This window comes from Clostridium muellerianum (assembly GCF_012926525.1).
Classification (GTDB): domain Bacteria; phylum Bacillota; class Clostridia; order Clostridiales; family Clostridiaceae; genus Clostridium_AM; species Clostridium_AM muellerianum.
Window position 1 is genome coordinate 12,850 of the sequence record NZ_JABBNI010000019.1, and the last position, 25,128, is coordinate 37,977.

20 protein-coding genes and 1 other annotated feature are annotated in these 25,128 nt (G+C 28.7%); of the genes, 9 read left to right on the forward strand and 11 right to left on the reverse strand.

All coding sequences use genetic code 11. The annotated features are described in order from the left end of the window. Positions 1-43: 43 nt before the first annotated feature. The 4 genes from HBE96_RS10830 to HBE96_RS10845 all read right to left on the reverse strand — a co-directional run bounded on the left by HBE96_RS10830 (position 44) and on the right by HBE96_RS10845 (position 6,627). Positions 44-2,692 carry a valine--tRNA ligase gene (locus tag HBE96_RS10830; protein WP_169297787.1) on the reverse strand — a complete coding sequence of 883 codons (2,649 nt, stop codon included), beginning with the start codon at positions 2,690-2,692 and terminating at the stop codon, positions 44-46. Between the two features lie 22 nt (positions 2,693-2,714). Then, positions 2,715-3,221 carry a GNAT family N-acetyltransferase gene (locus HBE96_RS10835; RefSeq protein WP_169297788.1) on the reverse strand — a complete coding sequence of 169 codons (507 nt, stop codon included), beginning with the start codon at positions 3,219-3,221 and terminating at the stop codon, positions 2,715-2,717. A gap of 62 nt (positions 3,222-3,283) precedes the next feature. Continuing rightward, positions 3,284-3,501, reverse strand: a binding site (T-box leader). A gap of 80 nt (positions 3,502-3,581) precedes the next feature. Next, positions 3,582-5,594 carry a glucose PTS transporter subunit IIA gene (locus HBE96_RS10840; protein ID WP_169297789.1) on the reverse strand — a complete coding sequence of 671 codons (2,013 nt, stop codon included), beginning with the start codon at positions 5,592-5,594 and terminating at the stop codon, positions 3,582-3,584. Positions 5,595-5,799: 205 nt separating this feature from the next. Further along, positions 5,800-6,627 carry a PRD domain-containing protein gene (locus HBE96_RS10845; protein ID WP_169297790.1) on the reverse strand — a complete coding sequence of 276 codons (828 nt, stop codon included), beginning with the start codon at positions 6,625-6,627 and terminating at the stop codon, positions 5,800-5,802. Positions 6,628-6,876: 249 nt separating this feature from the next. Between HBE96_RS10845 and HBE96_RS10850 the strand changes: the two genes are divergently transcribed. Together HBE96_RS10850 and HBE96_RS10855 are read left to right on the forward strand one after the other, a co-directional pair. Then, positions 6,877-7,896: an ABC transporter substrate-binding protein gene (locus tag HBE96_RS10850; RefSeq protein ID WP_169297791.1), complete on the forward strand. Its 1,020-nt coding sequence runs from the start codon at positions 6,877-6,879 to the stop codon at positions 7,894-7,896. A 133-nt stretch (positions 7,897-8,029) separates the two neighbouring features. Beyond that, complete coding sequence (locus HBE96_RS10855; protein ID WP_169297792.1) at positions 8,030-8,383, forward strand: tetratricopeptide repeat protein; 354 nt, start codon at positions 8,030-8,032, stop codon at positions 8,381-8,383. Positions 8,384-8,490: 107 nt separating this feature from the next. Here HBE96_RS10855 and HBE96_RS10860 read toward each other — a convergent pair whose 3' ends face one another. The 4 genes from HBE96_RS10860 to HBE96_RS10875 form a co-directional block, all read right to left on the reverse strand. Then, the gene (locus tag HBE96_RS10860) at positions 8,491-9,324 is read right to left on the reverse strand and encodes a polysaccharide deacetylase family protein (protein ID WP_169297793.1); all 834 of its coding nucleotides are present in this window, start codon (positions 9,322-9,324) and stop codon (positions 8,491-8,493) included. A 98-nt stretch (positions 9,325-9,422) separates the two neighbouring features. Then, positions 9,423-10,598: a transglutaminase-like domain-containing protein gene (locus tag HBE96_RS10865; protein WP_206154902.1), complete on the reverse strand. Its 1,176-nt coding sequence runs from the start codon at positions 10,596-10,598 to the stop codon at positions 9,423-9,425. A gap of 99 nt (positions 10,599-10,697) precedes the next feature. Next, positions 10,698-11,564, reverse strand: a complete 867-nt coding sequence (recX, locus tag HBE96_RS10870; RefSeq protein WP_169297795.1) for a recombination regulator RecX — start codon at positions 11,562-11,564, stop codon at positions 10,698-10,700. A gap of 11 nt (positions 11,565-11,575) precedes the next feature. Next, positions 11,576-12,808: a M16 family metallopeptidase gene (locus HBE96_RS10875; RefSeq protein WP_169297796.1), complete on the reverse strand. Its 1,233-nt coding sequence runs from the start codon at positions 12,806-12,808 to the stop codon at positions 11,576-11,578. Positions 12,809-12,981: 173 nt separating this feature from the next. Here HBE96_RS10875 and HBE96_RS10880 point away from each other — a divergent pair, with 173 nt between their 5' ends. The 3 genes from HBE96_RS10880 to HBE96_RS10890 all read left to right on the forward strand — a co-directional run bounded on the left by HBE96_RS10880 (position 12,982) and on the right by HBE96_RS10890 (position 16,075). Further along, positions 12,982-14,556, forward strand: a complete 1,575-nt coding sequence (locus HBE96_RS10880; RefSeq protein WP_169297797.1) for a DEAD/DEAH box helicase — start codon at positions 12,982-12,984, stop codon at positions 14,554-14,556. A 176-nt stretch (positions 14,557-14,732) separates the two neighbouring features. Then, positions 14,733-15,326, forward strand: a complete 594-nt coding sequence (locus tag HBE96_RS10885; protein ID WP_169297798.1) for a flavin reductase family protein — start codon at positions 14,733-14,735, stop codon at positions 15,324-15,326. A gap of 47 nt (positions 15,327-15,373) precedes the next feature. After that, positions 15,374-16,075: a L,D-transpeptidase family protein gene (locus HBE96_RS10890; protein WP_169297799.1), complete on the forward strand. Its 702-nt coding sequence runs from the start codon at positions 15,374-15,376 to the stop codon at positions 16,073-16,075. A 151-nt stretch (positions 16,076-16,226) separates the two neighbouring features. Here the strand turns inward: HBE96_RS10890 and HBE96_RS10895 are convergent, their stop codons facing one another. The 3 genes from HBE96_RS10895 to HBE96_RS10905 form a co-directional block, all read right to left on the reverse strand. Continuing rightward, entirely contained in the window at positions 16,227-18,281 is a 2,055-nt protein-coding gene (locus tag HBE96_RS10895; RefSeq protein ID WP_206154899.1) for a methyl-accepting chemotaxis protein, read from the reverse strand. 209 nt (positions 18,282-18,490) lie between these two features. Further along, a complete protein-coding gene (locus tag HBE96_RS10900; RefSeq protein WP_169297800.1) occupies positions 18,491-20,038 on the reverse strand; it encodes a transglutaminase domain-containing protein in 1,548 nt (515 codons plus the stop codon). A gap of 151 nt (positions 20,039-20,189) precedes the next feature. After that, positions 20,190-21,038, reverse strand: a complete 849-nt coding sequence (locus HBE96_RS10905; protein WP_169297801.1) for a YitT family protein — start codon at positions 21,036-21,038, stop codon at positions 20,190-20,192. Between the two features lie 372 nt (positions 21,039-21,410). Here HBE96_RS10905 and HBE96_RS10910 point away from each other — a divergent pair, with 372 nt between their 5' ends. The 4 genes from HBE96_RS10910 to HBE96_RS10925 are packed head-to-tail and all read left to right on the forward strand — an operon-like array spanning position 21,411 to position 25,127. Then, entirely contained in the window at positions 21,411-22,085 is a 675-nt protein-coding gene (locus tag HBE96_RS10910; RefSeq protein ID WP_169297802.1) for a TetR/AcrR family transcriptional regulator, read from the forward strand. Between the two features lie 18 nt (positions 22,086-22,103). Then, positions 22,104-23,219, forward strand: a complete 1,116-nt coding sequence (locus HBE96_RS10915; RefSeq protein ID WP_169297803.1) for an HlyD family secretion protein — start codon at positions 22,104-22,106, stop codon at positions 23,217-23,219. 15 nt (positions 23,220-23,234) lie between these two features. Continuing rightward, positions 23,235-24,008 (forward strand): ABC transporter ATP-binding protein, encoded by a 774-nt coding sequence (locus tag HBE96_RS10920; RefSeq protein WP_169297804.1) that lies wholly within the window; start codon positions 23,235-23,237, stop codon positions 24,006-24,008. A 15-nt stretch (positions 24,009-24,023) separates the two neighbouring features. After that, positions 24,024-25,127, forward strand: coding sequence for an ABC transporter permease (locus tag HBE96_RS10925; protein WP_169297805.1), 1,104 nt, complete (start codon positions 24,024-24,026; stop codon positions 25,125-25,127). Position 25,128: the final 1 nt, after the last annotated feature.

Here is a 25,128-nt window from a genome sequence, read left to right on the forward strand (position 1 = left end):
AAAATATATTGCCAGCAGTTACACAAAATAATTATGCTTTTAACTATTTTAAACTTTCTAATCTTTCTAATACTGATTGAAGCATTTCCTTATATTTTTCACCCTTAGCTTTCTCTTCATTAACTACTGCTTCAGGTGCTTTTGCTACAAATTTTTCATTAGCAAGTTTCTTTTCTACCCTGTCTATTTCTTTCTCTAACTTTTCTTTTTCTTTATTCAATCTTTCAAGTTCTTTTTCAAGATCTACTAGATCAAGTAAAGGCATAAACATTTCTGCTCCTCTTGTAACTACTGAAACTACATTTTCTGGAGCTTCTTCCTTAGTGTTTAAGAATTCTACTGTACTTGCTGATGCAAGTTTTTTGAAGTAATCTTCACCATTCTTAAATGCTTCTAATGCATCATTTTCTGTTACATAGGCCATTACTTTAGCTTTTCTTGATGGTGGTACATTCATCTCTGTTCTTACATTTCTTACTGACTTAATAGCCTCAATTATATATTCCATATCCTTTTCTGCTTTTTCATCATTAAGTATTTCCTCATACTCAGGCCATTTTGATACAACTATTGACTCATAATCAGTATAAAGATGAGTATATATTTCTTCTGTTATAAATGGCATTATTGGATGTAATAATTGTAAACTTGTAGATAGTACCCTATTTAAAACATTAAAGGCAACACCTTTAGCTTCTTCATCTTCTCCATACATAACAGGTTTAACAAGTTCTATATACCAATCACAGAATTCACCCCAAATAAAATCATAAACCTTTTGTGCTGCTATACCTAATTCAAATTTTTCTATATTATCTGTTACTTCTTTTATTAAAGTATTCATTCTAGATAAAATCCATTTATCAGCAGAACTGTAATTTTTACAATATTTATACTTATTCATTATTTCTTCATCAAGATTCATAAGTACAAATCTAGATGCATTCCATATCTTGTTTGCAAAGTTTCTAGAAGCTTCTACTCTTTCAGGATAATATCTTATATCGTTTCCTGGAGCATTTCCTGTAATAAGAGTAAATCTTAAAGCATCTGCTCCATACTCATCTATCACATCCAATGGGTCTACACCATTTCCTAATGATTTAGACATTTTCCTTCCCTGTGAATCTCTTACTATACCATGAATTAATACATTTTCAAAAGGAATATCATCCGCACAATAAAGTCCCGAGAATACCATTCTTGCTACCCAGAAGAATATTATATCGTATCCTGTAACTAATGTACTATTTGGATAAAAGTATTTGAAGTCTGGTGTTTTTTCTGGCCACCCAAGTGTTGAAAAAGGCCATAAAGCTGAACTAAACCATGTATCAAGTACATCTTTATCTTGTTCTAAATTACTTGATTCACATTTAGTACATTTTGTTGGTTCATCTACACTTACAATAACTTCACCACAATCTTTACAATACCAAACAGGAATTCTGTGTCCCCACCATAATTGTCTTGAAATACACCAATCCTGAATATTCTCCATCCAGTTAAAATATGTCTTTTCAAATCTTTCAGGTACAAATTTAACCTTTTTAGTCCTAACAACATCTAAAGCTGGTTTTGCTAAAGATTCCATCTTTACAAACCACTGTTTTGAAACCATAGGCTCAATAGTACTTCCACATCTATCATGACATCCTACATTATGAGTATGATCTTTAATTTTAACTAAAAAACCTTGACTTTTTAGATCTTTAACCATAAGTTTTCTAGCTTCATATCTGTCAAGTCCATCATATTTACTTCCTGGAAAATTAATTTTTCCATCTTCATGCATAACAATTATTTCTGGAAGGTTATGTCTCTTACCAACTGCATAATCATTAGGATCATGAGCTGGAGTAATTTTTACTGCACCTGTTCCAAATTCCATATCTACATAATCATCTGCTATTATAGGAATTTCTTTATTAACTAGAGGAAGCATTAATGTTTTACCTACTAAATGAGTATATCTCTCATCTTTAGGGTTAACTGCAACAGCTGCATCTCCAAGCATAGTTTCTGGTCTTGTAGTAGCTATTTCTAAATATTCATCGCTTCCTACTACTAGATACTTAATGTGCCAAAAATGGCCTTCCTGTTCACTATATTCAATTTCAGCATCAGATATAGCCGTTTGGCATTTTGGGCACCAGTTTATCATTCTATGACCCTGATAAATTAATCCATCATTATATAACTTAACAAAGAAATTTTTAACAGCCCTATTTGCTTTTTCTTCCATAGTAAAACATTCTCTTGTGGAATCTATAGAACATCCAAGCTGTTTTACTTGATCTCTTATTCTTCCTCTATATTCATTTGCCCAATCCCAAACTTTTTCTAGGAATGCTTCTCTTCCCATTTCCTTTTTCTTAAGTCCTTGTTTTAAAAGTTCATTTTCTACTTTAACTTCTGTTGCTATACTTGCATGATCTTGTCCTGGAAGCCATAAAGCGCTATAACCCTGCATTCTTTTTGTTCTTATGATTATATCCTGTATAGTATCATCTAATGCATGACCTAAATGAAGCTTTCCCGTTATATTTGGTGGTGGTAATACTATAGTATATGGTTTTCTATTTTCATCCACCTTTGGAGTAAAATATCCTTTTTCTTCCCAATTCTTATAAAGTTTGCTTTCAAATTCTTTTGGATTATAGGTAGTTGCCATTTCATTATTTTTTGACATAAAATTTCCTCCTTAAGTTTCCTTATATATTTTTGTATCTTGCCATTATATATTCATCTGCATATTTGCCATTTCGGGCAGCAGCATATTTCCTAGTTCCTTCAATTTTAAATCCAAAGCTTTTATATAAATTTATAGCTTTTTCATTATCAGTAAAAACTCCTAATTCAACTCTTACAAGCATAAGCCAGTTATCTGATAAATCAAGAATTTTTTTCATTAAGCTTTTTCCTATACCCTTACCCTGATAATCTTTGTGTACCATTATTCCCATAGAAGCTGAATGTTTTGTTCTCGGATTACAATTTACATTAAGCCCTACAACACCTATAACTTTTTTAGTACTATTTTCATTTGTTTCAGCTACAAGTATATGATCGTATTTAGTTAAATTATTTATAAATGTTTCAGACTTAGAAACTCTCTCACTAATTATTCCCAAAATGTTTTCTTTTACGCCATCCATAGTTCTAATTTCATTTATGTCTCTCGCATCCTTTAATTCTACTGGTCTAACAATAAAATTCATACTTTTACCTCCATAAACAGAAATATTAAATTTTTAAAAAATAAAAAAAGGCTTTTCGTCCTTAAAAGGACGAAAAACCTCGCGTTACCACCTTTTTTCCTGCAAAATTACAGGCTCTTAATACAACTAACGGTTAAGAAAACCGTCTTTATCTACTAAATTTCAATAAAGAAGCTCAGAAGCTACCTTCAAAGTAATCCATATAGAAAGCCTTTCAGCTAATAAACTTTCCTCTCTTAATATATTCCTTACCTTTACTCCTCTTCTTCACAGCTAATAAACTATATTAACTTTAAATATTATTATAACCTTAATTATTAAACTGTCAAGTATGTTTTATAAATTTCCAACTACTTATATTTATTTTGTATTTATAATAGCTATTTTCTCACCGTGTTTCTTTTTTCCTAATTCTATATTAATATCTTCTACGCAGTCCATATTAGTAATAATCACTGGTGTAATTATACTTTTAGCTTTCTCTTTAATTACTTTAGAATTAAAAGTTAAAAGTAAATCTCCTTTTTTAACCCTATCTTCTTGTTTAACATGGGCTATAAACCCCTCACCGTTCAGTTGCACAGTATCAATTCCTACATGAACCAGTACTTCTAATCCATCATCTGTTACAATAGCTATTGCATGGTTACTAGGAAACAATACCTTTATTTTACCATCTACAGGAGCATATACTTCATTTCCCAATGGTATAATAGCAAATCCATCACCTAACATTTTGTCTGCAAAAACATCATCCGGCACTTGTTTTAATTCAACTATTTCTCCATCCACAGGATTAAATAGTGTACATGTATTACTTAGAACTTTTTCATTTTCATCTACCGAAAGCTTATCCTTTGATAAAATCTCATCATTCTTTGAAGTTTCTATAATTTCACCATTTGCAATAATTCCTTTTATATCATCTTTAATTCTTTCTGCCTCTGTACCAAAAATAGCTTGAACACTATTCCCCGCTATTAATACACCTGCTGCTCCAAGTGCCTTTAATGTATCCTTGTCAACTTTAGAAATATCTTTTAATGTAAGTCTCAATCTTGTAATACACGCGTCCAAACCTTCAATGTTGTCTTTTCCACCAATAGCTTTTAAAACTCCAACTGCCTTTTCACTACCTTTAGCATTTATATGTGCTACTTTAAAACTCTCTTCATCTTCCCTACCTGGTGTCTTTATATTCATTGCTTTAATTGTAAAATAAAATACACAGAAATATAGAGCAAAATATGCTATACCAACAGGCCAAATAGACCACGGATGTCCGGCAAACTTAAATCCTAATAAATAGTCAATAAAGGATGCCGAAAATGTGTATCCCAACCTAATATGTAATAGACTGGTAATAATTCCTGATGTAAATGCTGCAAATACATGGAATACAAATAATATTGGTGCTACAAATATGAAAGAAAATTCAATTGGCTCTGTTATTCCTGTTAAAAATGCAACAAGAGCTGCAGAAATCATCATACCAGCTGTTTGCTTTCTCTTTTCTTTCTTAGCAGCTACAATCATAGCAACAGCAGCACCAGGAAGACCAAACATTAAAATTGGAAACTCTGACGCCATAAATACTCCTGCAGTAGGATCTCCGTGAAAATATCTAGCAGAATCACCAAAATAAGTTACACCACCTGAAATATATTGTCCAAATTGATATAAAAATGCCGGATAGTACATATGATGTAATCCAACAGGAATTAATAATCTCTTACCCGCTGCATAAAAAGCTGGTCCGAACACGGATGTATCTGCCCACTGTGCAAACACATTAATTCCATTTTGAATTGGAGCCCAAATATTTACACCTACTATTCCAAATATTAAAGCTACAATAGATGTAATAATTGGCACAAATCTTTTCCCGCCAAAAAAACCCAAAACCTGTGGTAACTTAATATTATGAAATTTATTATATAAGATTCCAGCAATTAAGCCTATACAAATTCCTCCCAAAACCCCCATATTGATTGTAGTCTTTGAAACTATATCTGTATAAGCTGCAGTTTTCATAAAAGCTGCTACTGTCATATGCTGCTGTGCAGCAACCTTTGCTGCTAATACTTGCGCTGCATTAGAACTAGCTACTTTTATTATAGCTTCAAGTATAAGCTGTCCTACTACCGCTGCTAGTGCTGCAACTGCTTCTCCTCCCGAAAATCCAATTGCCACACCAACTGCAAAAATCATTGGCAAGTTAGTAAAAATAGCATCTCCTGCTTTAGCCACATAAGCTAGGTTTAATAAATCCGGTTGGCCGAATCTTAATAATAATCCAGCAGCTGGTAAAACTGATACTGGAAGCATCAATGATTTACCGATTTTCTGTAGTACTGCAAATAACTTTTTCATATTCATTCCTCCCGTTCAGTATATTTTCCAAAAAAATTTTTCAAAATTAAAAGTGTATAATAGACTACTATATTTCTTTTAATATATCCTAGTGTATTAATTTATATAATCGAATATTAATGAAACAAAAAACACGAGCCAAAAGACAATAACCATACAATGGCTACCTTCTTTAAGCTCATGCCTAATTTAATAGTAACACTGCTTATATATCCCTAATTCGATTTATATGCAAAGCAATATATCCAATTTCATCTTCTGGAACATCCACAGAAAATAAATTTTCAATTTTCATAGCAACTTTAATTGCTATCCCATACTCATGGTAATATTCCTTTTTTATTGTGTCAAGTAAATTGTTTTTGATAAATTTCTTACTCAATATTCTTTCTATCATAAAATTTAAATGTGTAATCGTTCTTATATAACTTAAGGATTTTATATTAATTTTCTTATTTAACAATTTAAATATAAACTGCATAATTTCATTTATTTTTTTAGTATGTAATAATGTGTCACTTACCTTCTTTTCAGTAATGGCTGCATTAATATGCATACATATAAAGCCTATTTCATCTTTAGGCAAATTCACCTGAAATCTTTCATTGATCATTTCAAGTGCCTTTTCTGCCAACTTATATTCCTTAGGATACAATACTTCTAATTCATATAAAAATGGATTCTCAATTTCTATGCCTTCCTTAATCCTTGTAATAGCAAAGTTTATATGATCTGGAAGAGATATATGTATAGCTTCACTAATTTTCATTTCTAATTCTTTTTCACATAATGAAATTATTTCTTCTGAAATTCCTATAATCTCACTATTAATCTTTTTTAGTACTTCATTAAATTGTTCATTAGATTTTTCTGATTGCTTTACAAATATTCCTTCAATTCTATCTTCATCAATTTTAACTCCCTTATGACAATTAAATCCAATAGCCTTTCCAACTACAACAAATTCTTCTGAATCCTTTTCAGCAATCACTACATTATTATTTAAAACCTTCTTTACTGTATACTGTTTCAAATGTTCTCCCCCTATATATCATATTTGTTTCGGTTTAGATATATAAAACTTAATTATAATGTTATATTTCTATTATATCACTTTTTAAATCATAGTACTTTTATTGTACATAAAATCATCTTCAAAAAATAAGCCAATAATAATTTTTAATATTATTATATCCTATGCAATTATTTATAAAAAACATTAGCATAACTCTTATACTCATCATATTATAAACTAGTGTATAAATAACTTTGGAGGATATATATGAAAAAAAGAAGACTTTTTATTTATTCTCTCCTTACAAGTTTCATGTTTATTGTTACTATTTTCGCTGGTTGTGGTGGCAATAAAAAAACTGCTAATAATCTTACTACTGTAAAATTAAATGAGGTGGCTCGTTCTGTTTTTTATGCTCCTATGTATGCAGCTATAAATCAAGGATTTTTTAAAGATGAAGGTATAAACATAGACCTTACTACTGGACAAGGCGCCGATAAAACTATGCAACAAGTATTAAGTAAATGCTCTGATATTGGTTTCTGTGGACCTGAACAAGTAATTTATATTTACAACCAAAATAAAGAAGATTATCCTATACTTTTTGCCGAGCTTACTCAAACTGATGGTTCTTTTCTTATAGGACGTAACGATGTAAAAGACTTTAAGTGGGAAGATGTTAAAGGTAAAAGCATTATTGGTGGCAGACCTGGTGGTGTTCCTGAAATGAGTTTAGAATATGTATTAAAAAAGAATGGTATTCAACCTGGCAAAGATGTAAATCTTATAACTAATATTGCTTATACTGCTACTGCTGGAGCTTTTAAGGCTGGCACAGGAGATTATGTAGCTCTTTTTGAACCTACAGGAAGTATTCTTGAAAAAAATAAATCTGGATATATTGTAGCTTCCGTAGGAAAATCTGCTGGTGTTATACCTTATACCTGTTACTTTTCAACAAAATCCTATATGGATAAAAATCCTGAAATTATAAAAAAATTTACTAAAGCTATTTATAAAGGACAAATTTGGGTTCAAAATCATAGTGATGAAGAAGTTGCAAAATCTATAAAATCATTTTTCCCTGGAACAGATGAAAGTATCATTGTATCTGTAATTAAAAATTATAGATCAATAAATGCTTTTGCTGTAACACCTGTAATGAAAGAGGAAAATCTTAATAGGCTTATGGACATAATTCAATCCTATAATCAAAGTCTGATCTCTAAAAAGCCGCCTTTTGATAAGATAGTAAATAATAAATTTGCTGAAGAATCTATAAAATAACATTTTACTACTCATGTGGAATATTTTTCTTAAAATGTGGATATAAATTTATATATAAATTGTACAATTGCAAAATCATTAATTAAAAATACAACCATAGATAAATTTATATACAAACTTGAGGAGGATTCAAATGAGTTACTTTCACAAGGCCAATGAGTGTTACAATTCAAAAGATTATCAAAAAGCTATTACACTATATCAAAAAGCAGTTGAATTTAAAGATAATGAACCTGCTTCTCTTTATAATTCATCAGTATGTTTTATAAAGTTGAAACAATATAATAAAGCAATTTCCTTACTTAAATCAGCTATCAAACTAAAAAGGGAAAGTAAATACTTTTTTAATCTTGGATATTGCTATATAATGCTTAATGATAATAAAAAAGCACTAATTTACTTTAACATGGCTTGGTGTTTAAACAATGATGATATTGATTGTGAAAAAGCTATAAATGTTATAATAAAAAAATATTTATCTAAATAATCAGCAAAAGACACTGTTTATTTTGAATTAAAAAAGCCATGAAATATAGGTTTTTACTACCTTAATTTCATAGCTTTATTCATATTGATAAAAAACAATAGACTTGTCTATTTTAATGTTTTAAATGAATACCCTTTTGATTTAAAGTATTCTATCACTTGAGGTAATGCATCAACTGTTGTAGTTTTAGCTGACGCATCATGCATTAAAATTACTAAATGTTCCTGATTTGCATAGGTTTTAACTTTACCCAATAAACTGCTTACAGGTACATTATTATGTTCTGCATCTCCCGTTAAATCATTCCAATCAACATAATGGTATCCTGATTGTTTAACTGATTTTCTAAAAGGTTCTAACCTTTGTCCAAAAGATCCCCCTGGAAACCTTATAAGCTTTAAGCAATACTTATCACCTATAATAGACTTTAACACATTATCGCACTTATCTAAATCACTTATAAAAGCTTTAGTACTTGAATACACATAATGCATATCATGTGTATATGTGTGATTTCCTATTACATGCCCTTCTGATAATTCCCTCTTTACCAGTTGCTTATTTTGTTCTGCAGATTGTCCAATAACAAAAAATGTAGCTTTTATATTGTATTTTTTTAATATATTTAATATTTTAGGAGTATTATTTGTAGATGGACCATCATCAAAAGTTAAATATACTACTTTTTTACCATCTTCTTTATAAGGATCAAATGCTCCATCGTTTTTTTCATTGCTGGGATTTACACCAGTTTCTCTTTTATCCATAGATTGCTGGTCTATATCACTTGTCTTAGAGTTTGCAGCATTAACTACAACATTTCTTCTTTGTGATATTTTACCACCTATAAAAAAACCAAATGAAAAAAGAAGCAATAAAGAAACAGCTAATACTATAAAATTTCTTACTTTCTTTTTTTTATCTTCTTCATATTCCTCCATTTACACCATCCCCTATATTTTTATCTTGATAAATTATACAGCTTTTTCTTTGGTGCATTATATTAACTTTTATCAAGCCTAATGGATTTATATGATGATTACCATTCTCCCGCTATTTGTGCATTTTTGTGATCAACTTGAAATCTTCTATTATTAAAATAATTCCCTCCTTTATAAAATGTAGGATCTACATTTATCCATTTATCTTGTTCTGGTACATATACCTGATTCCACGCATGGCTTACCCAGCTAACTCCATTAAATCCTTCACCTGTTATTAATCTTGTCTTTATTCCATTTGCTCTACACATTGCTACATATAAGCAAGCATAATCAAAGCAAATCCCCTTCTTAGTGTTAAATGTATGTATTGCGCCAGATTGTACATTAAAATCATTATTTAAAACTTTATTAGCCTTATCGTGATCATAAGCTATATTACTACCAACCCAATTATATAATATTCTAGCTTTACCTATTGTTGTATCATCTTTTGAAGCCAAATCTTTAGCAAACTTATTTATTTCACTATCAGATTTCACTCCTTGATCCAAAGTAACCCCATTATAGTACACTACTGCCTTTTCTTCGCTATTAATTCTTCCAGGCGTAGTTTCTTTAGTCTCCCCTTGTTTAATTACGATTTTAAAAGAATTATTAATAATGTTTGGAAGTTTTTTTGCTATACTAGAATTTGTAATAGGTATTACAGCTTCCTTACATATAGCGTTATATGGTTTGGAAGTTTCTAAATACCTGTTTAAATTTTTATTTGTACTAAATATAGATAGTATATTTAATACAAATGTCACCAAAAGTAAATAACATACAGCCTTTGGGAGTTGAAAAATCACTCCTGTTAATCTCTTAAAAAAGTTACCTTTAGACCTTAAAAATCTTTCTATTGCATCTAACATTGGATATACAGTTAAGTAACTCATAAGATCTAAACAAACTTTTATAATCTTGTAAATTATTAATATTATTATAGGTATTATTAAAGCATAAATTATAAGATTATTGCTTTCTATATACTTTAAAATATCCACCGGTATTGATCTATATATTTTTTGATAAATACCGGAATCATGTTGGATAAACACTTTTCTTCCAAAATAAATCCCCAAAAACATGGAAATAATAAAAGATATACTCCTGTTAATTTCATTAATATCCGTCTTTAAATTATGAGAAGAAAATTTAAATAAAAAACCTTTTAAAAGTGGATAAAGAAATACTAAACCAAGCATTAATGTTACCATATTAATATTCATGCCTAACATTTATAATCACCTCTTAACTATATGTATAAAGACATTTTATCATTCTATATTTAACAAAATATTTACTGCTTTAGCCTAAGAGGTTTATTGTTAAATATATGAATCTTCATTATTTACAATAGAATTCAATACAGATTTTATATCTTCCCATGAATATCCCCGTCTTAAAAGATAATCACTGAGTTTCTTATAAATCTTGTTATAATTGTCTTCAGACTTTATTATAATTCTATACCTTTTTTCTGCAATCTGATACAACTTATCCAGGTTTGCCTCCTTTGTACAAATTGCTTCATCCTTTTTCTGAAAATCACATAATTCTTTTTTTACAACGCTGTTTAATATTTCTGAAACTATATCCGAATTATATCCTTTTCTAACTAAAAATTCTCCTACTCTTCTATAAATTTTTCTATAATCTTTTTCACTTTTAATTATTACATTATATTTCTTTTCTGCTAGCCTAAATGCTGATTCTTTTTCAATATCTTTATCCACGCATGCAAGCTTTTCGTCTATTTTTTGTTCACTAATACCCTTTTTTATTAAATCATACCTTATTTTTTTTCTTCCACTTACTTTTATTTTATCTTTTATATACATTCCGATAAACTTTTCATCATTAATAAAACCATATTCTTTTAAAAATTCTGTAGTTCTGGATACAGTTTTTTCATCATACCCCTTTTCAAGAAGTTTTGAAATTATCTGAGATTCTGTCTTGTACACTTTTTCTATAATTTTAAGGGCAGTAGATTTACATTTTATATAATTATCTTCTGTTATTATTTCATTTAAATAATGAAAATCCACATTCTTCCCTTTTACAATATTATGAACATATACTAATTGCGCACTACAAGCAAATGCAAATTCTTCATTAATATATACATTCACTCTATCCTTGTTTCTCTTTTGTATTTCAACTTTAGTAATAATTTTTTTTAAATTTTCCATACGTAATCACCTTATTTTTGACTTTTAAATATGTGTATAGTTGGCTCTTTAAAAATAAGCCTAGCAGCATTATATATATCTTCTTTTTTAACATTTTCTATATCGTCCATGTCCGTAACAAATTTATAAATATCATCTCCATCAATTACCTGATGAAGTACATAGTTTCCTATATCAGTTGAATCCTCTAGTGTAAACGCAATAGCAGTTTTCAAAACCTTCTTCATATGCTTTATAGTATTATTATCAAATATTATTTCTTCATTTTTAATTTTTTCGATACACTCATCTATAACCTTTAAGGATTCGTCTATATTTTCTTCGCCTACAGCAGTATATATATATAATGTTTTAACATAATTTGTTAAATCCAAATCAGTATACACATCATAAGCAAATCCCTTTTCTTCTCTAAGCTTTCTAAATAATATAGAATTAGCACTTTCTCCAAATTTATGATTTAATATTCTAAGAGCTAATTCTTCCTCCTTGCTTATGTTATGAAATGTAAAAAGATAAATTATTGTACTTTGCTCTATATTCTTTTTATAAGAAATCTTTTTTATAGGAATATTACTTTCTACAATAACTTCCTTCCTTTTAAATTGTTTCCATTGCCATTCATTAAAATACCTACAAACTATATCAAAAACCTCTTTATGATCAAAAGGCGAGACTATAGATATATAACAATTATTAGGAACATAATATTTTTTATAAAAATCTACTATCATTTCTCTATTAAGGTTTTTAACACTTTTTTCATCACCTATTATTTCGTATTTTAATGGACTCTTATCAAAAGCTATTTCATTTACTTTTTTAAAACTTAAATCTTCTATATCATCTCTACTCGTTCTTATTTCTGCTAGTATTACTTCTCTTTCTTTTTCAATTTCTTTTTCCGGAAAAATAGAATTTCTAAGCATATCAGACAAAACTTCAATTCCATTTTCCAACTCTTCATTTAAAGCAGTAATACTGTAAACAGTAGTATTCTTATCTGTATATGCATTATATTCGCCACACAAATTTTCTAAATCCTCATTTAATTTTTCATTACTTCTATTTTGAGTTCCTTTAAAAAGCATATGTTCTATGAAGTGGCATATTCCTTTTTCATTAGTATTTTCATATATTGATCCTATCTTCACTCCCATATGTATGGAAGCTATTTGGGTATCCTTCTTTATAGTAATTAACCTTATTCCATTGGGCATATTTTTTTGTTTAGCATTGAACATAAAATATCTCCTTCTATTTTAGTTAGAATTAGTTTATAAATACATTATATTTTATATTATAATAAATAAAAAGCTACATATAATAAATATCATAAAAATTTAATTTGCTAATATCTAAGTACTATGATATGATAAGATTTGTTTTGTATTATAAAAAAGAAAGAGGAATTTGAATGGAAAATATTAAATTTAGTGATTTAAACCTTCATAAAAAGGTTTTGCAAGCTATAGACGCTATGGGTTTTGAAGAACCTTCACAAATCCAATCTGAAGCAATACCCGTTATTTTATCAGGTAATGACATGATAGGTCAAGCACAAACTGGTACAGGTAAAACTTTAGCTTTTGGCGCTCCTGTATTAAGCCAAATAGAATCTAATGATAAAATATCTGCATTAGTGCTTACCCCTACAAGAGAACTAGCTATACAAGTAAATGATGAATTAGCTCGTATTGCAAAGTTTAAAAAGACAAGATTACTTCCTGTCTATGGTGGTCAGCCAATTGATAGACAAATTAAATCCTTAAGAAGAGGCGTAGATGTTGTAGTTGGAACTCCAGGTAGAATTTTAGACCACATAAAAAGAAACACTCTAGATTTAAGTGGTGCTAAGTTCTTAATTTTGGATGAATCTGATGAAATGCTTAATATGGGATTTATAGATGATATAGAAGAAATTATAAAATCCTTAAACAGGGATAGACAGACACTTCTTTTCTCTGCAACTATGCCAAAAGAAATAGCAAAACTTGCTTCTAAGTACATGAAAGCTGAAGTAAAGCATATAAAGATAGTTAAAAATTCTTTAACTGTTGAAAAAATTAAGCAATATTATTATGAAGTAAAGCATAAAGATCGTTTTGAATCACTATGCAGAATTTTAGATATAGATGAACCTTCCAGTGCTATAATCTTCTGTAAAACTAAAAGAGGTGTAGATGAACTTGTAGAATCTATGCAGGGAAGAGGCTATAATGTTGAAGGTATGCATGGTGACATGGGCCAAAATCAAAGATTAAATACATTAAGAAAATTTAAAGAAGGTACTTTAGACTTTTTAGTTGCTACAGATGTTGCTGCTAGAGGTATTGATGTTGATGATGTATCCCATGTAATAAACTATGATCTACCTCAAGATATGGAATCTTATGTTCATAGAATTGGTAGAACTGGAAGAGCTAATAAAGAAGGTATCGCTTATTCTCTTGTAACTCCTAGAGAATACATTATGATAAAGCAATTAGAAAAGTTTACGAAAAGTAAAATAAAGAGAAAAGAAATCCCTACTTTAGATGAAATCTTCGAAGCTAAGTATAACAGCATGTTAAAAGATGTAAAAAACACTCTAGATCAAAATGACTACAAAGATTTTATTCCTGTAGCAACAGGTTTAGATGAAGATTATAATTTAGTAGATGTGGCTGCTGCTCTTATGAAAATGCTTTTTGATAGAGAGTTTAACTTTGATTATAATGAAGATATAGAAAAATCAACAAAACCTATAAGATTATTCTTATCTGTAGGTAGAATAGATAAAGTTACTCCTGTTAAAATACTAAATTTCCTAGAAGAAACTTCTGATGTAGATGTAAATGAAGTTGGAGATATAGATATATTTGATAAGTTCACTTTCATAGATATACCTGAGAATTTATTAGAAACAATTTTATCAAAAAGTAGTGGTAAAAGGTTAAATGGAAGAAGAGTTAATATAGAAGTAGCAAAAAGTAAGCATTCCCATAAATAACATGAGAAAAAATCCTTAATTCAAACAAATTATAATTGTGAATTTTTCTCGTGTTTAAAATAAATCCACAAATGTTTTACATTTGTGGATTATTTTTTTAATCAGTATTTAAACACTAATAACAAATAATTAAACCTATTTATATTAATGTAATATGGAAAGAAAGGAGAAAATTTATGACTAAAATATCTTTTAAAGGAAGTACAATGCTAAACCCTGTACCATCAGTTCTTATAACTTCCCAAAATAAAGAAGGAAAAGTAAATGTATTTACAGTAGGCTGGATTGGTACTGCATGTACTAAACCACCTATGATAACTGTAGCTATAAGACCTGAAAGACTTTCCTATGAATATATAAAAGCAACAGAAGAATTTGCAATTAACTTACCATCTAAAGATATGGTTAAAACTGTAGACTTTTGTGGTGTAAGATCCGGGAAAACTATAGACAAAATAAAACAATGCAACTTAATATTAGAAAACAGCGAAAAAATAAAAGTTCCCAGTATAAAACAATGTCCAGTTTCTTTAGAATGTAAAGTTAAAAGTATCACTCCTCTTGGAAGTCATGATTTATTTTTAGCTGAAGTTTTGTCCATTCATGTGGAAGAAAACCTTCTCGATGAAAATGGTAAAATTCATTTGGAAAAAGCAAACTTAATATGCTACTCCCACGGAGAGTATTTTTCTCTCAATTCCAAGCCTTTAGGCAAGTTTGGATATTCAGTACAAAAAAAGAAAAAATCAAAAAATAAATTCAAAAAGTAATGCTTTTACTCCCCTCTGTTTCATAAACTATTACAGGGGGGATCTTTATGTCAAAGTTTAAAAAATTACTAATAATTCTACTCTTAATATTAATTGTTGAAATAATAATAATATACGCTGGCTATAAGTCATCATCTAATAGAAATGCTTTTAATGTGGATAAATTAAAAAGCTCTTATGTTATTCTAGCCGATGTTTCTTCTAACAATTTAACAATTTTTAAAGATGGTACTACCTTTAAAGTTTATCAAATTGCAGGTGGGAAACCAAGCACTCCTTCCCCCTTAGGTACATGGAAAATAGTAAGCAAAGATACCTGGGGTGACGGATTTGGTGGCTATTGGATGGGATTTAATGTGCCATGGGGTAAGTATGGTATACATGGCACATTACATCCAGGTTCCATAGGCTGGAATTCATCTCATGGTTGTATAAGAATGAGAAATTCAGATGTTAAAGAATTATATAAAATTATTCCTTATGGTACCACAGTTATTATTTGGGGAGGACCTTACGGTAGCTTTGGGGACCATCTTAGAGTACTGAAACCCGGAATGATAGGGGCCGATGTGTATCAACTTCAAATTATGTTACAATCAAGAGGCTACTATAAATCTAAGCCTAATGGTATTTATAATGATTACTTTAAATATTCAGTTCATAAATTTCAAAAAGATAATAGTATTCCTGTATCTGACACCATAAGTTCCGCCTTCTATTCTAAACTTAATATACATTTAATGGATTAGAATATCATTATGTTCTAAATACATATAAATAATATAGATAAAAATAAGAACTGAATTTCAGTCCTTATTTTTATTTACTCATATTAATGAATAATTCATAATCAATTATAAACAAATTTTATCTTACAAAAAGATTCCATTTATAAATAACTTAATTAATTTTAAACGTATCTATATTCTGTTCAAGCTTCACTGCCATACCAGACAATTTTTCTGCTGCTTCTGATAGTTCTTTCATTATAGCTGCCTGCTGTTCTGCAGAAGCTGCTGCATTTTGAGTATTTGCAACAGAATCATTAGATATACTTAATATTTTTCCAATTGAATCTACTAGTGTTTCAGTACCTGAAGTAATTTTCTTAGTTACAGACGATACATCCTGTATTTGGCTAGATACTTTACTTATATTATTTAAAATACCATTAAAAGAATCACCTGCATTTTCCACCATGTTTCTTCCTAGTTTTACCGCACTATTACCTTCATTCATAGTTTCAATTGTTTTGCTGATTTCCTCCTGTATATCATTTATTAGATGACCTATTTCATTAGAAGCATCGGCCGATTGTTCTGCAAGCTTTCTAACTTCATCTGCAACAACAGCAAACCCCTTGCCATGCACTCCAGCTCTAGCTGCTTCAATTGCTGCATTTAATGATAAAAGATTAGTTTGTTCTGCAATAGATTTAATTAAATAAATAATTTTTTCTATTTCACCAGACTTATTTCCCAGTAAATTAACTATTTTAGATGAATTATCAACTGTACTGCTCACATTTTCCATTTGTTCTATAGCTTGATTTAATATTTTATTTCCCTGCCTAGCTTTTTCATAAGTTTCAATTGAATATTCTGTAACAGTTTGTACGTTTTTAGAAATATCCTCCATACCATTATAAATTTCTTGTACAATTTTATTGGCTTCATTTGCAGTATTAGCCTGTTTTTCACTACCTAAAGCTATTTCAGAAACAGATACTGCAATTTCATGAGATGCGCTTTGTGTTTGTTCAGAACTTGCAGATACCTCTTGTGAAACCGCTGCTACCTGCTGCACACCTTCTGATACATTTAAAATAGTGTTTTTTAATTTGCCCGTCATTATATTTAAATAGTTACTCATACTACCAATTTCATCTTGAGTTTCAACTTCTATAGTATTAGTAAGATCTCCATTAGCTATAGCTTCAGATAATACGTGAACCTTTTTTATACTATCTTTTATGTATTTACTAAACCAGAATATAAAAATAATAATTATGGGAACTATAATTACATTTACTATAATTTGCTTACTTATTAATGATTTAACTGGTGCCAAAAGCTCATTTTCTGAAATAGTTACTGCTACAATCCACCCTGTTTCTGGTATGCTTGTATAGTAAATTCTATTTTTACTCTTACCTTCATAATAAGTACTACTTCCTTGTCCATTTTTAATCATTTCTTTTCCTACAGAAGCCAAACTCTTATTAGAATCATCTGAAATTTTCTTCTTCATAATTTTATCTGAATTTACATCTGCTATATATGTTCCATTATTATCTATAAGAAAAGCTGTACCACTTTTACCAATTTTAAAATTTTTGATCATGTTTTGAAGACTGCTTAAATTAATGTCTGCTGTTGCAACCCCCATAAATTGTTTATTTTCATCATAAAAAGGAGCTGTAGCTGTAACCATAGTAACTTTAGTCACATCATCCATATATGGAGGTGACCAAACAGCATTCTTTTTAGTATTTCTTCCTATTTTATACCAATCATACTTAAAATAATTAGCATCTTCCTTATTATACTCATCTGTATAAACGATTTTACTATTTTCTCTATAAGCATATGGTCCATAATGTTTTTCGTTTGTATTAAATTTATTAGGCTCAAACCATATACCACAGGCAAAAGTTTCATCGTTAGTTTTAATAAGATTTTGTAATAACACTTTATAATTATCTTTTGCAAGCACTCCGTTAGATGATTCTGGAATTTTAGATAATATTTCACTTATCTTCCTATGCTGTAAAAGTGATTTTTCTGTTCTTTCTACTATATAATCTAATTGATATTTTACTTTAACATTTATTTGATCATTAACTATTCTTTGCGAATTTTTATAACTTATAAATGATATAGTGAACATTGATGCTAAAAATAGTGAAAGTATACAAACTAATATCATAGTTCTTATACTTTTAAATTTAATCATTAGATATCTCCCCCTTATAATATTTTTAAATTATGTGTATTGATTTTTCACTTAAAAACAAAAAAACTCTATAGGAAATAACCTTCCTATAGAGCCACACTGCTCTTACAAATGCACTCCATTGTGCATAAAATTTTTAAATCTTGTAAAATCCATACTCACACTTGTTAAGTTTACAATTTTATTCTATTTTTGTCAATGTTTTTATATTACTTTATAGTAAATTTCATTACAACAGGCTTGAAAAGCCTTTTTCCCGATTCAGAAACAACCATTTCATTTATAATCAAGTAATAACTTTTGCCTGATTTATAACTTTCCAAAGGCTTAACTATTATTGTATCTTTACTTATGTCAAAGCTTACATTAACGTCTATCTTATTATTTAATTCATCTAATATATATATATTATTTTTAGTTGCCGTAGAGCTGGCTATATTTTTATTAAATTTTAATTTCCATAATTTATTTTTATCCACGCTAGTTTTTTCTTGTAATTGCATCGAATTACTAATATCCACCTGATCTGAAATTTCATTAGTTACTATTACAGTACAAGTATCTTTAAAATTACCATCATCAGATACTGCAGTTATATAAACTTTACCTGACTTTAAAGCTTTTATATTTTTCCCATCAAAAGAAATTATATCTTGTGTATCACATTTCCAATTTATTAAGTTGTTAGAAGCATTAGATGGCACTGCGCTTGCAGTTAATGAAACTGTTTCTCCTAACTTTAAAGTTATTTGATGTTTGTCCAATTCTACAGCTTTAACTGGTACATTAGTAGTACTTATATCATATTTTGTATACGCGCCTGGATACCTTTCCCTTTTCCAATCATGATCTTTTGCAAGCTCATCATCTGTTAAATTATAATAATCATAGGATACACGTTTAGGAATATCTGGTACTGGATCATCCCATGTACAATCTAATTGATACCATTTTCCATTAAGATTTACTAAATTCCAAGCATGGTTATCCACGCTACTTCCATCTACCTTACCAACTACAATTCTAGATTGTATTCCTGACTTATTTAACATTTTATATACTAAAAGTGCATATCCCTGACATACTGTGGTGCCATCATGCAATGCATCATACGCACTATGCTTTGCAAGTGTTTCATCATAAGCAGTATTTTTAACTATGTAGTCATGTATTGCTTTCTCTTTTTGATCCTCTGTCATAGAATCTCTTATTATACTTTTAAGTATAGAATCTACTTTCTCATCCACCCAATTTTCCTGATCGAGTGTTAGTAAATATTGTACAGTAAAATCTATATCTACATCTTGATTATAACCATGATATCTTACTTCAGAGCTTACAATAGAATTTGCTACATAATCATCAGCTGTATCAACATAATCTAATACTTCATTTAGTATTCCCTTTAAATCGGAAAAATTTCCAGTATAATGAATTGAAAACTTTGTATTTCTATTAAAATAATTATCCTTAGCTATTTGCTTTACCTGTTCTATAGTACTGCAAGAATTATTAGCAAGAAGGCTTGGTCCTTTTACTTCCTGCTTCGCAGACTGCTGTACAGATGCATTCAGAAGATTTTTATTCTCTCTAATTATATTATCACTATAATAATTTTTATTTATATCATTCACTTTAATGCTATAATCATAATTTTCAGTTATATTTTTAACTTCAGCTGCTTGTACAAAATTAGGAATAAACATAAACAAAAGTATGATTAACATCCTAAACAATAATGTCGAATTTTTTTTCATATACATCACTTCCCTGCCATAAAATGAATTATATTCATTATATCATATATTTTATTGTAATTTCCTAAATTTATCTTAAATTAAACTTAAAAATAATTACATTTATATAAATAAAATAAGCATAATGCAAAATGCACTATGCTCATTTTATTTATATAATGTTTTGAAATCCCTCACCAAGAACTTCATTTATTTCATTAACAGTAATAAATGCTTTATCATCAACAATTTTTATATAATCCTTTAGCTTTAAAAACTCTTTTCTACTTAATACTGTAGTTATAACTTCTTTTTCATGATTTTTATAGGCACCTTTAGCGTAATATATAGTAGCACTTCTTTTAAGTTTTTCAACTATATAGCTTTTAATTCCTTCTGCTTCATTACTTATTATTGCTACATGTTTATAAGTATTAAAACTTTTTATTACATTATCAATAATAGTTGAGTTTATTAATACTCCGAGTACTGCATACATGCCTTTATCTATTCCAAATATTGAAGCTGCCGCTATTGTTACTACTATATCTGGAACTAAAACAGACTTACCTATACTAATTTTGAAATATTTATTTATTATTTTACCAATAATATCAGTTCCTCCTGTAGAAGCACCCTGGTTAAATACAATACCCATTCCTAATCCACAAACTAATATTCCAAATATAAGTTGAACAAGAATATCATTACTTACTGGACGTATTTTAGGAAATAATTCTTCCAAAATCAACATCATTCCAGATATAGAAAAACTACAAAATATAGTCTTGCCACCAAATATAGGTCCTATAACTATTACTCCAATTGTAAACAAAACAATTTCCATTGCCATCATTAATATACCAATAGGTATTTTGGGGAAAATACTATTTATAATTATAGCAGCACCGCTTATTCCTCCAGCAGCAATTTCATTTGGAGCAAGAAAAAAATAAGTTCCAAACGCAACAAGAAATGCACCTAATAAAATTAAGAAAACGCTTTTTAATTTTTTTTCCATATTCACTCCTCCTATATAATAGTATTCACTAAAAAAAGCATATAAATCTAAGTAAATATTTTCTTAGACTTATATGCTCTCATAACACATAGTAAAATCTTTGTGTTAATGTCTTTTTATAGGCTTAATTATATCTTAAGCTTAAGTATATGGTAACATATAGAATATTTTATTGTCAATATATACTATATGATAATTCATAATATTTAAGATTATCTTTGATATTATGAATAAAATGAAAGTTCATATGTATTCACCAATAATTTTTTAATTGACAACAAAAGTACAAAGTATTAAAATTTAATAAAATGAGTGAGTACTCATTTTATTTGACTAGTACTTTTAAAATAGAATATATGATGAGGTGATTTTATGAATTTAAATGATGATGAAATTAATAATAGTGTAGAAAAGCTTTTAAATAGCGACCAAAATTTAGAAGATAGTATAACCAAAAGACAATGGCAAATACTTGAGGCAGCCTTAAAAATATTTTCAGAAAAAGGATTTCAAGGAAGTAGGACTAGTGAAATTGCAAAAGAGGCTGAAGTAGCTGAAGGCACCATATTTAGGTACTATAAGACAAAAAAGGACTTGTTAATGGGACTTTTGGTACCTCTAATTATAAAATTTTTTAAACCTTTAATTATTAAATCAGCACAAACAATAATGGAAAATAAAGAAAATAAGCCTATAAATGAGGTAATGGAAGAATTACTTTTAGATAGATTAAATTTAATAAATTCAAATTTTTCACTAATTAAAACCATATTTATGGAAGCTGCCTATGAACCAGAGCTTCTTAAAACCATTCAAAAAAATTTTGGTCCTGTAGTAATTCCTTTTATAAATAACTTTGTAGAACAAAACATTGATAAAGGAAACTTCAAAGAAAAAGATTCGCTCTTTATAACTAGAACTATAATGAGTTTACTACTTGGATATCTGGTGCTTACTAATGTTTTTCCTGACTCCTTCAGTAATGAAAATGATGAAGAAGAGATAAAAAAAATAGTAGATATTTTTTTGCATGGAGTTGCAAAATAATATAAGGAGGTTTTTTTGATGAATAAAAAAAATGCTATTAAACTTGGAATTTTACTTCTAGTATTAATATTATCAACTTCATCCTTTTTTATATTTAAATCACTAAAAGATAAACAATCTAATTCATTTATATATTCTGGAACTGCAGAAGCTGACACTATTAATGTAACTTCCGAAACTTCAGGCAAAATTGGTGAAATTAAAGTAAAAGAAGGTAGTAAAGTTAAAAGTGGTGAACTAGTAGCAATAATATCATCTGACGAAACTCAGGTAAATTTGCAAAACTCAGAAATTAGTATAAAAAATGCAGAAAATGAATTAGGAAAAATTCAAGATGGTAATAGGATAGAAGAAATAAAAGCTCAACAGGCCGTTGTAGAACAGTTTCAAGCTGCAGTAAAACAAGGAGAATCCACTGTAGAAAGTTCAAAAAATAATTTAAATTCTGCAAATACTAATTATAATTATAAAAAGAAATTATATGATGATACTGTATCATTATATAATAGTGGTTCTGAAGCAAAATATAAAGTAGATGCAGCCAAAAATGATTTAGATAATGCATCTAGTACAGTAAATAATGCTAAAGATGCATTAAATGGATCAGAAGCCCAATTAAACAATTACAAATCTCAATTAAATGCTGCTACTGAAAAATTAAATCTATTAGTAAATGGCGCTACAGAAAGAGAAAAAAATTCTGCACAATATAATGTTGATAAAGCAAAAAAATCATATGAACTATCTAAGATTGCATTAGATAAAAATAATTTAACAGCAACTATAGACGGCATAGTACAAACTATTAACTTTAAACAAGGAGAATATGTCACCCCAGGAACCCCTGTTGCCACTTTAATTGATACTAAAAACCTTTGGGTTAAAATTTATGTACCTGAAAGCATGCTCACTAATATTAATTTAAATAAAAATGTAACTCTTACAAATGATTTTATAAAGAACAAAACCATAAAGGGCAAAATTATATATATATCACCAACTGCTGAATTTACTCCCATGAATATAGTTACAAAAAAAGATCGAATGAAAATGGTCTATGGTATTAAAGTTCAAATACTAGATAACTTGGACATTGTAAAATCAGGAATGCTTTTTGATGTGAATTTAAAGTAATGGAGGTACAATATTATGAATTATGCCATTTCTATAAAAGGTCTTACGAAAAAATTTGATGACTTTACAGCAGTAGATAATTTATCATTCGATATTCCTAAAGGTAAAATTTTTGGTTTCTTAGGTCCAAATGGTTCAGGAAAATCTACTACTATCAGAATGATTTGTGGAGTACTAAAACCTACCTTCGGTGAAGGAAAAGTTTTAGGTTACGATCTTATAAAAGATACGGAAAAAATTAAACAAAACATAGGATATATGTCTCAAAAATTTAGTCTTTATGAAGATTTAACTGTAGAAGAAAATTTGGAGTTCTACGGAAATATATATATGCTACCTAAAAAACTCCTGGAAAAAAGAAAAATTGAGCTTATTGAAATGGCAAATTTAAAAGGTAAAGAAAAAAATTTAGCCGGAACTTTATCTGGTGGATGGAAACAAAGGTTAGCACTTGGATGCTCATTAATTCATAATCCTAGTTTACTTATATTAGATGAACCTACTGCAGGCGTAGATCCTGTTTCAAGAAGGGAGTTCTGGCATACAATCACTGAGCTTGTTAAAGGTGGTATCACAGTTTTAGTAACTACACACTATATGGATGAAGCATCAATCTGCGATATAATCGGATTTATATATAACAGCAAACTTATTACTATAAATACTCCAGAAAACCTTTATAAAGAACATAATACAAAAAACTTAGAAGAAGTATTTATAAACTATGTTAAAAGATTCTCTAATCGACAGATTATATCTTCATTTAATGATTTAAAAGTATCTGATTAAAAGAGGGTGATATTTATGCAATATAAAAGATTACTTACCATTACTAAAAAGGAATTTATACACATAAAAAGAGATAAGGCAAGTCTTGTTATAGCTTTAATAATGCCAATTATGATGCTTTTATTATTTGGTTTTGCAGTAAATACCGATGTAAATAATGTAAACCTAGCAGTTTATGATGGAAGCAAAACACTTGAAAGCAGAGAACTTTTAAGCAAATTTACTAATTCTTACTATTTTAAACTCTATGGATCTATGGATTCTTCTGAAGAAGTTGAAAAATATATAAGCATGGGTAAAGTAAAAGTCGGATTAATAATACCACCTGATTACACAAAAAATTTAAGAAGAAATTCTCAAGCAGAAATTCAAATTTTGGTAGATGGGTCTGATCCTACTATAGCAAGAACCGCCATGTCTTATTCTCAACTTATAGTAAATAATTATTCTTTAAAAATAAAACCTGTAAATGTTAAGAATCCAAATTTAAAACCTTTAGTACTCTATAATCCAACTCTAGAAAGTAGTAATTTTAATATACCCGGGGTAATTGGACTTATTTTACAAAACATAACTGTAATACTTACATCCTTTGCTATGGTGAGAGAAAGAGAAAAAGGTACCATAGAACAACTTATTATGACTCCTGTTACTTCCTTTGAACTTATAATTGGCAAGCTTGTTCCCTACACTATTATAGGATTTTTCGATATGATAATTGCTTTAATTTTAGGAAATATAATATTCGGTGTGAGCGTAAAAGGCAGTATTCCCCTATTAATATTTCTTGGAACTTTATTTTTAATATGCTCCCTAGCAATGGGTATGCTTATATCTACAGTGGCTAAAAATCAACTTCAAGCAATGCAAGCTTCTATAGCCCTATTACTTCCAAGTGTACTTCTTTCAGGATTTATGTTTCCAAGGGAATCCATGCCAAAATTAATATATTATATAAGTAATGTACTTCCTATGACTTACTTTTTACAAATATTAAGAGGAATAATCGTTAAGGGAGTAGGAATTTCTTATCTTTTAAACCCTATTATTTCACTTTTAATTTTAATTTTAATAATTATAGGGGCAACTATGAAAAAGTTTAATAAAACATTAGATTAAA

What these genes read in the sequence shown, in the direction of transcription:
- HBE96_RS10830 (WP_169297787.1), bottom strand. Translation starts at nt 2,692, where the DNA reads ATGTCAAAAAATAATGAAATGGCAACTACCTATAATCCAAAAGAATTT.
- HBE96_RS10835 (WP_169297788.1), bottom strand. Translation starts at nt 3,221, where the DNA reads ATGAATTTTATTGTTAGACCAGTAGAATTAAAGGATGCGAGAGACATA.
- HBE96_RS10840 (WP_169297789.1), bottom strand. Translation starts at nt 5,594, where the DNA reads ATGAAAAAGTTATTTGCAGTACTACAGAAAATCGGTAAATCATTGATG.
- HBE96_RS10850 (WP_169297791.1), top strand. Translation starts at nt 6,877, where the DNA reads ATGAAAAAAAGAAGACTTTTTATTTATTCTCTCCTTACAAGTTTCATG.
- HBE96_RS10855 (WP_169297792.1), top strand. Translation starts at nt 8,030, where the DNA reads ATGAGTTACTTTCACAAGGCCAATGAGTGTTACAATTCAAAAGATTAT.
- HBE96_RS10860 (WP_169297793.1), bottom strand. Translation starts at nt 9,324, where the DNA reads ATGGAGGAATATGAAGAAGATAAAAAAAAGAAAGTAAGAAATTTTATA.
- HBE96_RS10865 (WP_206154902.1), bottom strand. Translation starts at nt 10,598, where the DNA reads ATGAATATTAATATGGTAACATTAATGCTTGGTTTAGTATTTCTTTAT.
- recX (WP_169297795.1), bottom strand. Translation starts at nt 11,564, where the DNA reads ATGGAAAATTTAAAAAAAATTATTACTAAAGTTGAAATACAAAAGAGA.
- HBE96_RS10875 (WP_169297796.1), bottom strand. Translation starts at nt 12,808, where the DNA reads ATGTTCAATGCTAAACAAAAAAATATGCCCAATGGAATAAGGTTAATT.
- HBE96_RS10880 (WP_169297797.1), top strand. Translation starts at nt 12,982, where the DNA reads ATGGAAAATATTAAATTTAGTGATTTAAACCTTCATAAAAAGGTTTTG.
- HBE96_RS10885 (WP_169297798.1), top strand. Translation starts at nt 14,733, where the DNA reads ATGACTAAAATATCTTTTAAAGGAAGTACAATGCTAAACCCTGTACCA.
- HBE96_RS10890 (WP_169297799.1), top strand. Translation starts at nt 15,374, where the DNA reads ATGTCAAAGTTTAAAAAATTACTAATAATTCTACTCTTAATATTAATT.
- HBE96_RS10895 (WP_206154899.1), bottom strand. Translation starts at nt 18,281, where the DNA reads ATGATTAAATTTAAAAGTATAAGAACTATGATATTAGTTTGTATACTT.
- HBE96_RS10900 (WP_169297800.1), bottom strand. Translation starts at nt 20,038, where the DNA reads ATGAAAAAAAATTCGACATTATTGTTTAGGATGTTAATCATACTTTTG.
- HBE96_RS10905 (WP_169297801.1), bottom strand. Translation starts at nt 21,038, where the DNA reads ATGGAAAAAAAATTAAAAAGCGTTTTCTTAATTTTATTAGGTGCATTT.
- HBE96_RS10910 (WP_169297802.1), top strand. Translation starts at nt 21,411, where the DNA reads ATGAATTTAAATGATGATGAAATTAATAATAGTGTAGAAAAGCTTTTA.
- HBE96_RS10915 (WP_169297803.1), top strand. Translation starts at nt 22,104, where the DNA reads ATGAATAAAAAAAATGCTATTAAACTTGGAATTTTACTTCTAGTATTA.
- HBE96_RS10920 (WP_169297804.1), top strand. Translation starts at nt 23,235, where the DNA reads ATGAATTATGCCATTTCTATAAAAGGTCTTACGAAAAAATTTGATGAC.
- HBE96_RS10925 (WP_169297805.1), top strand. Translation starts at nt 24,024, where the DNA reads ATGCAATATAAAAGATTACTTACCATTACTAAAAAGGAATTTATACAC.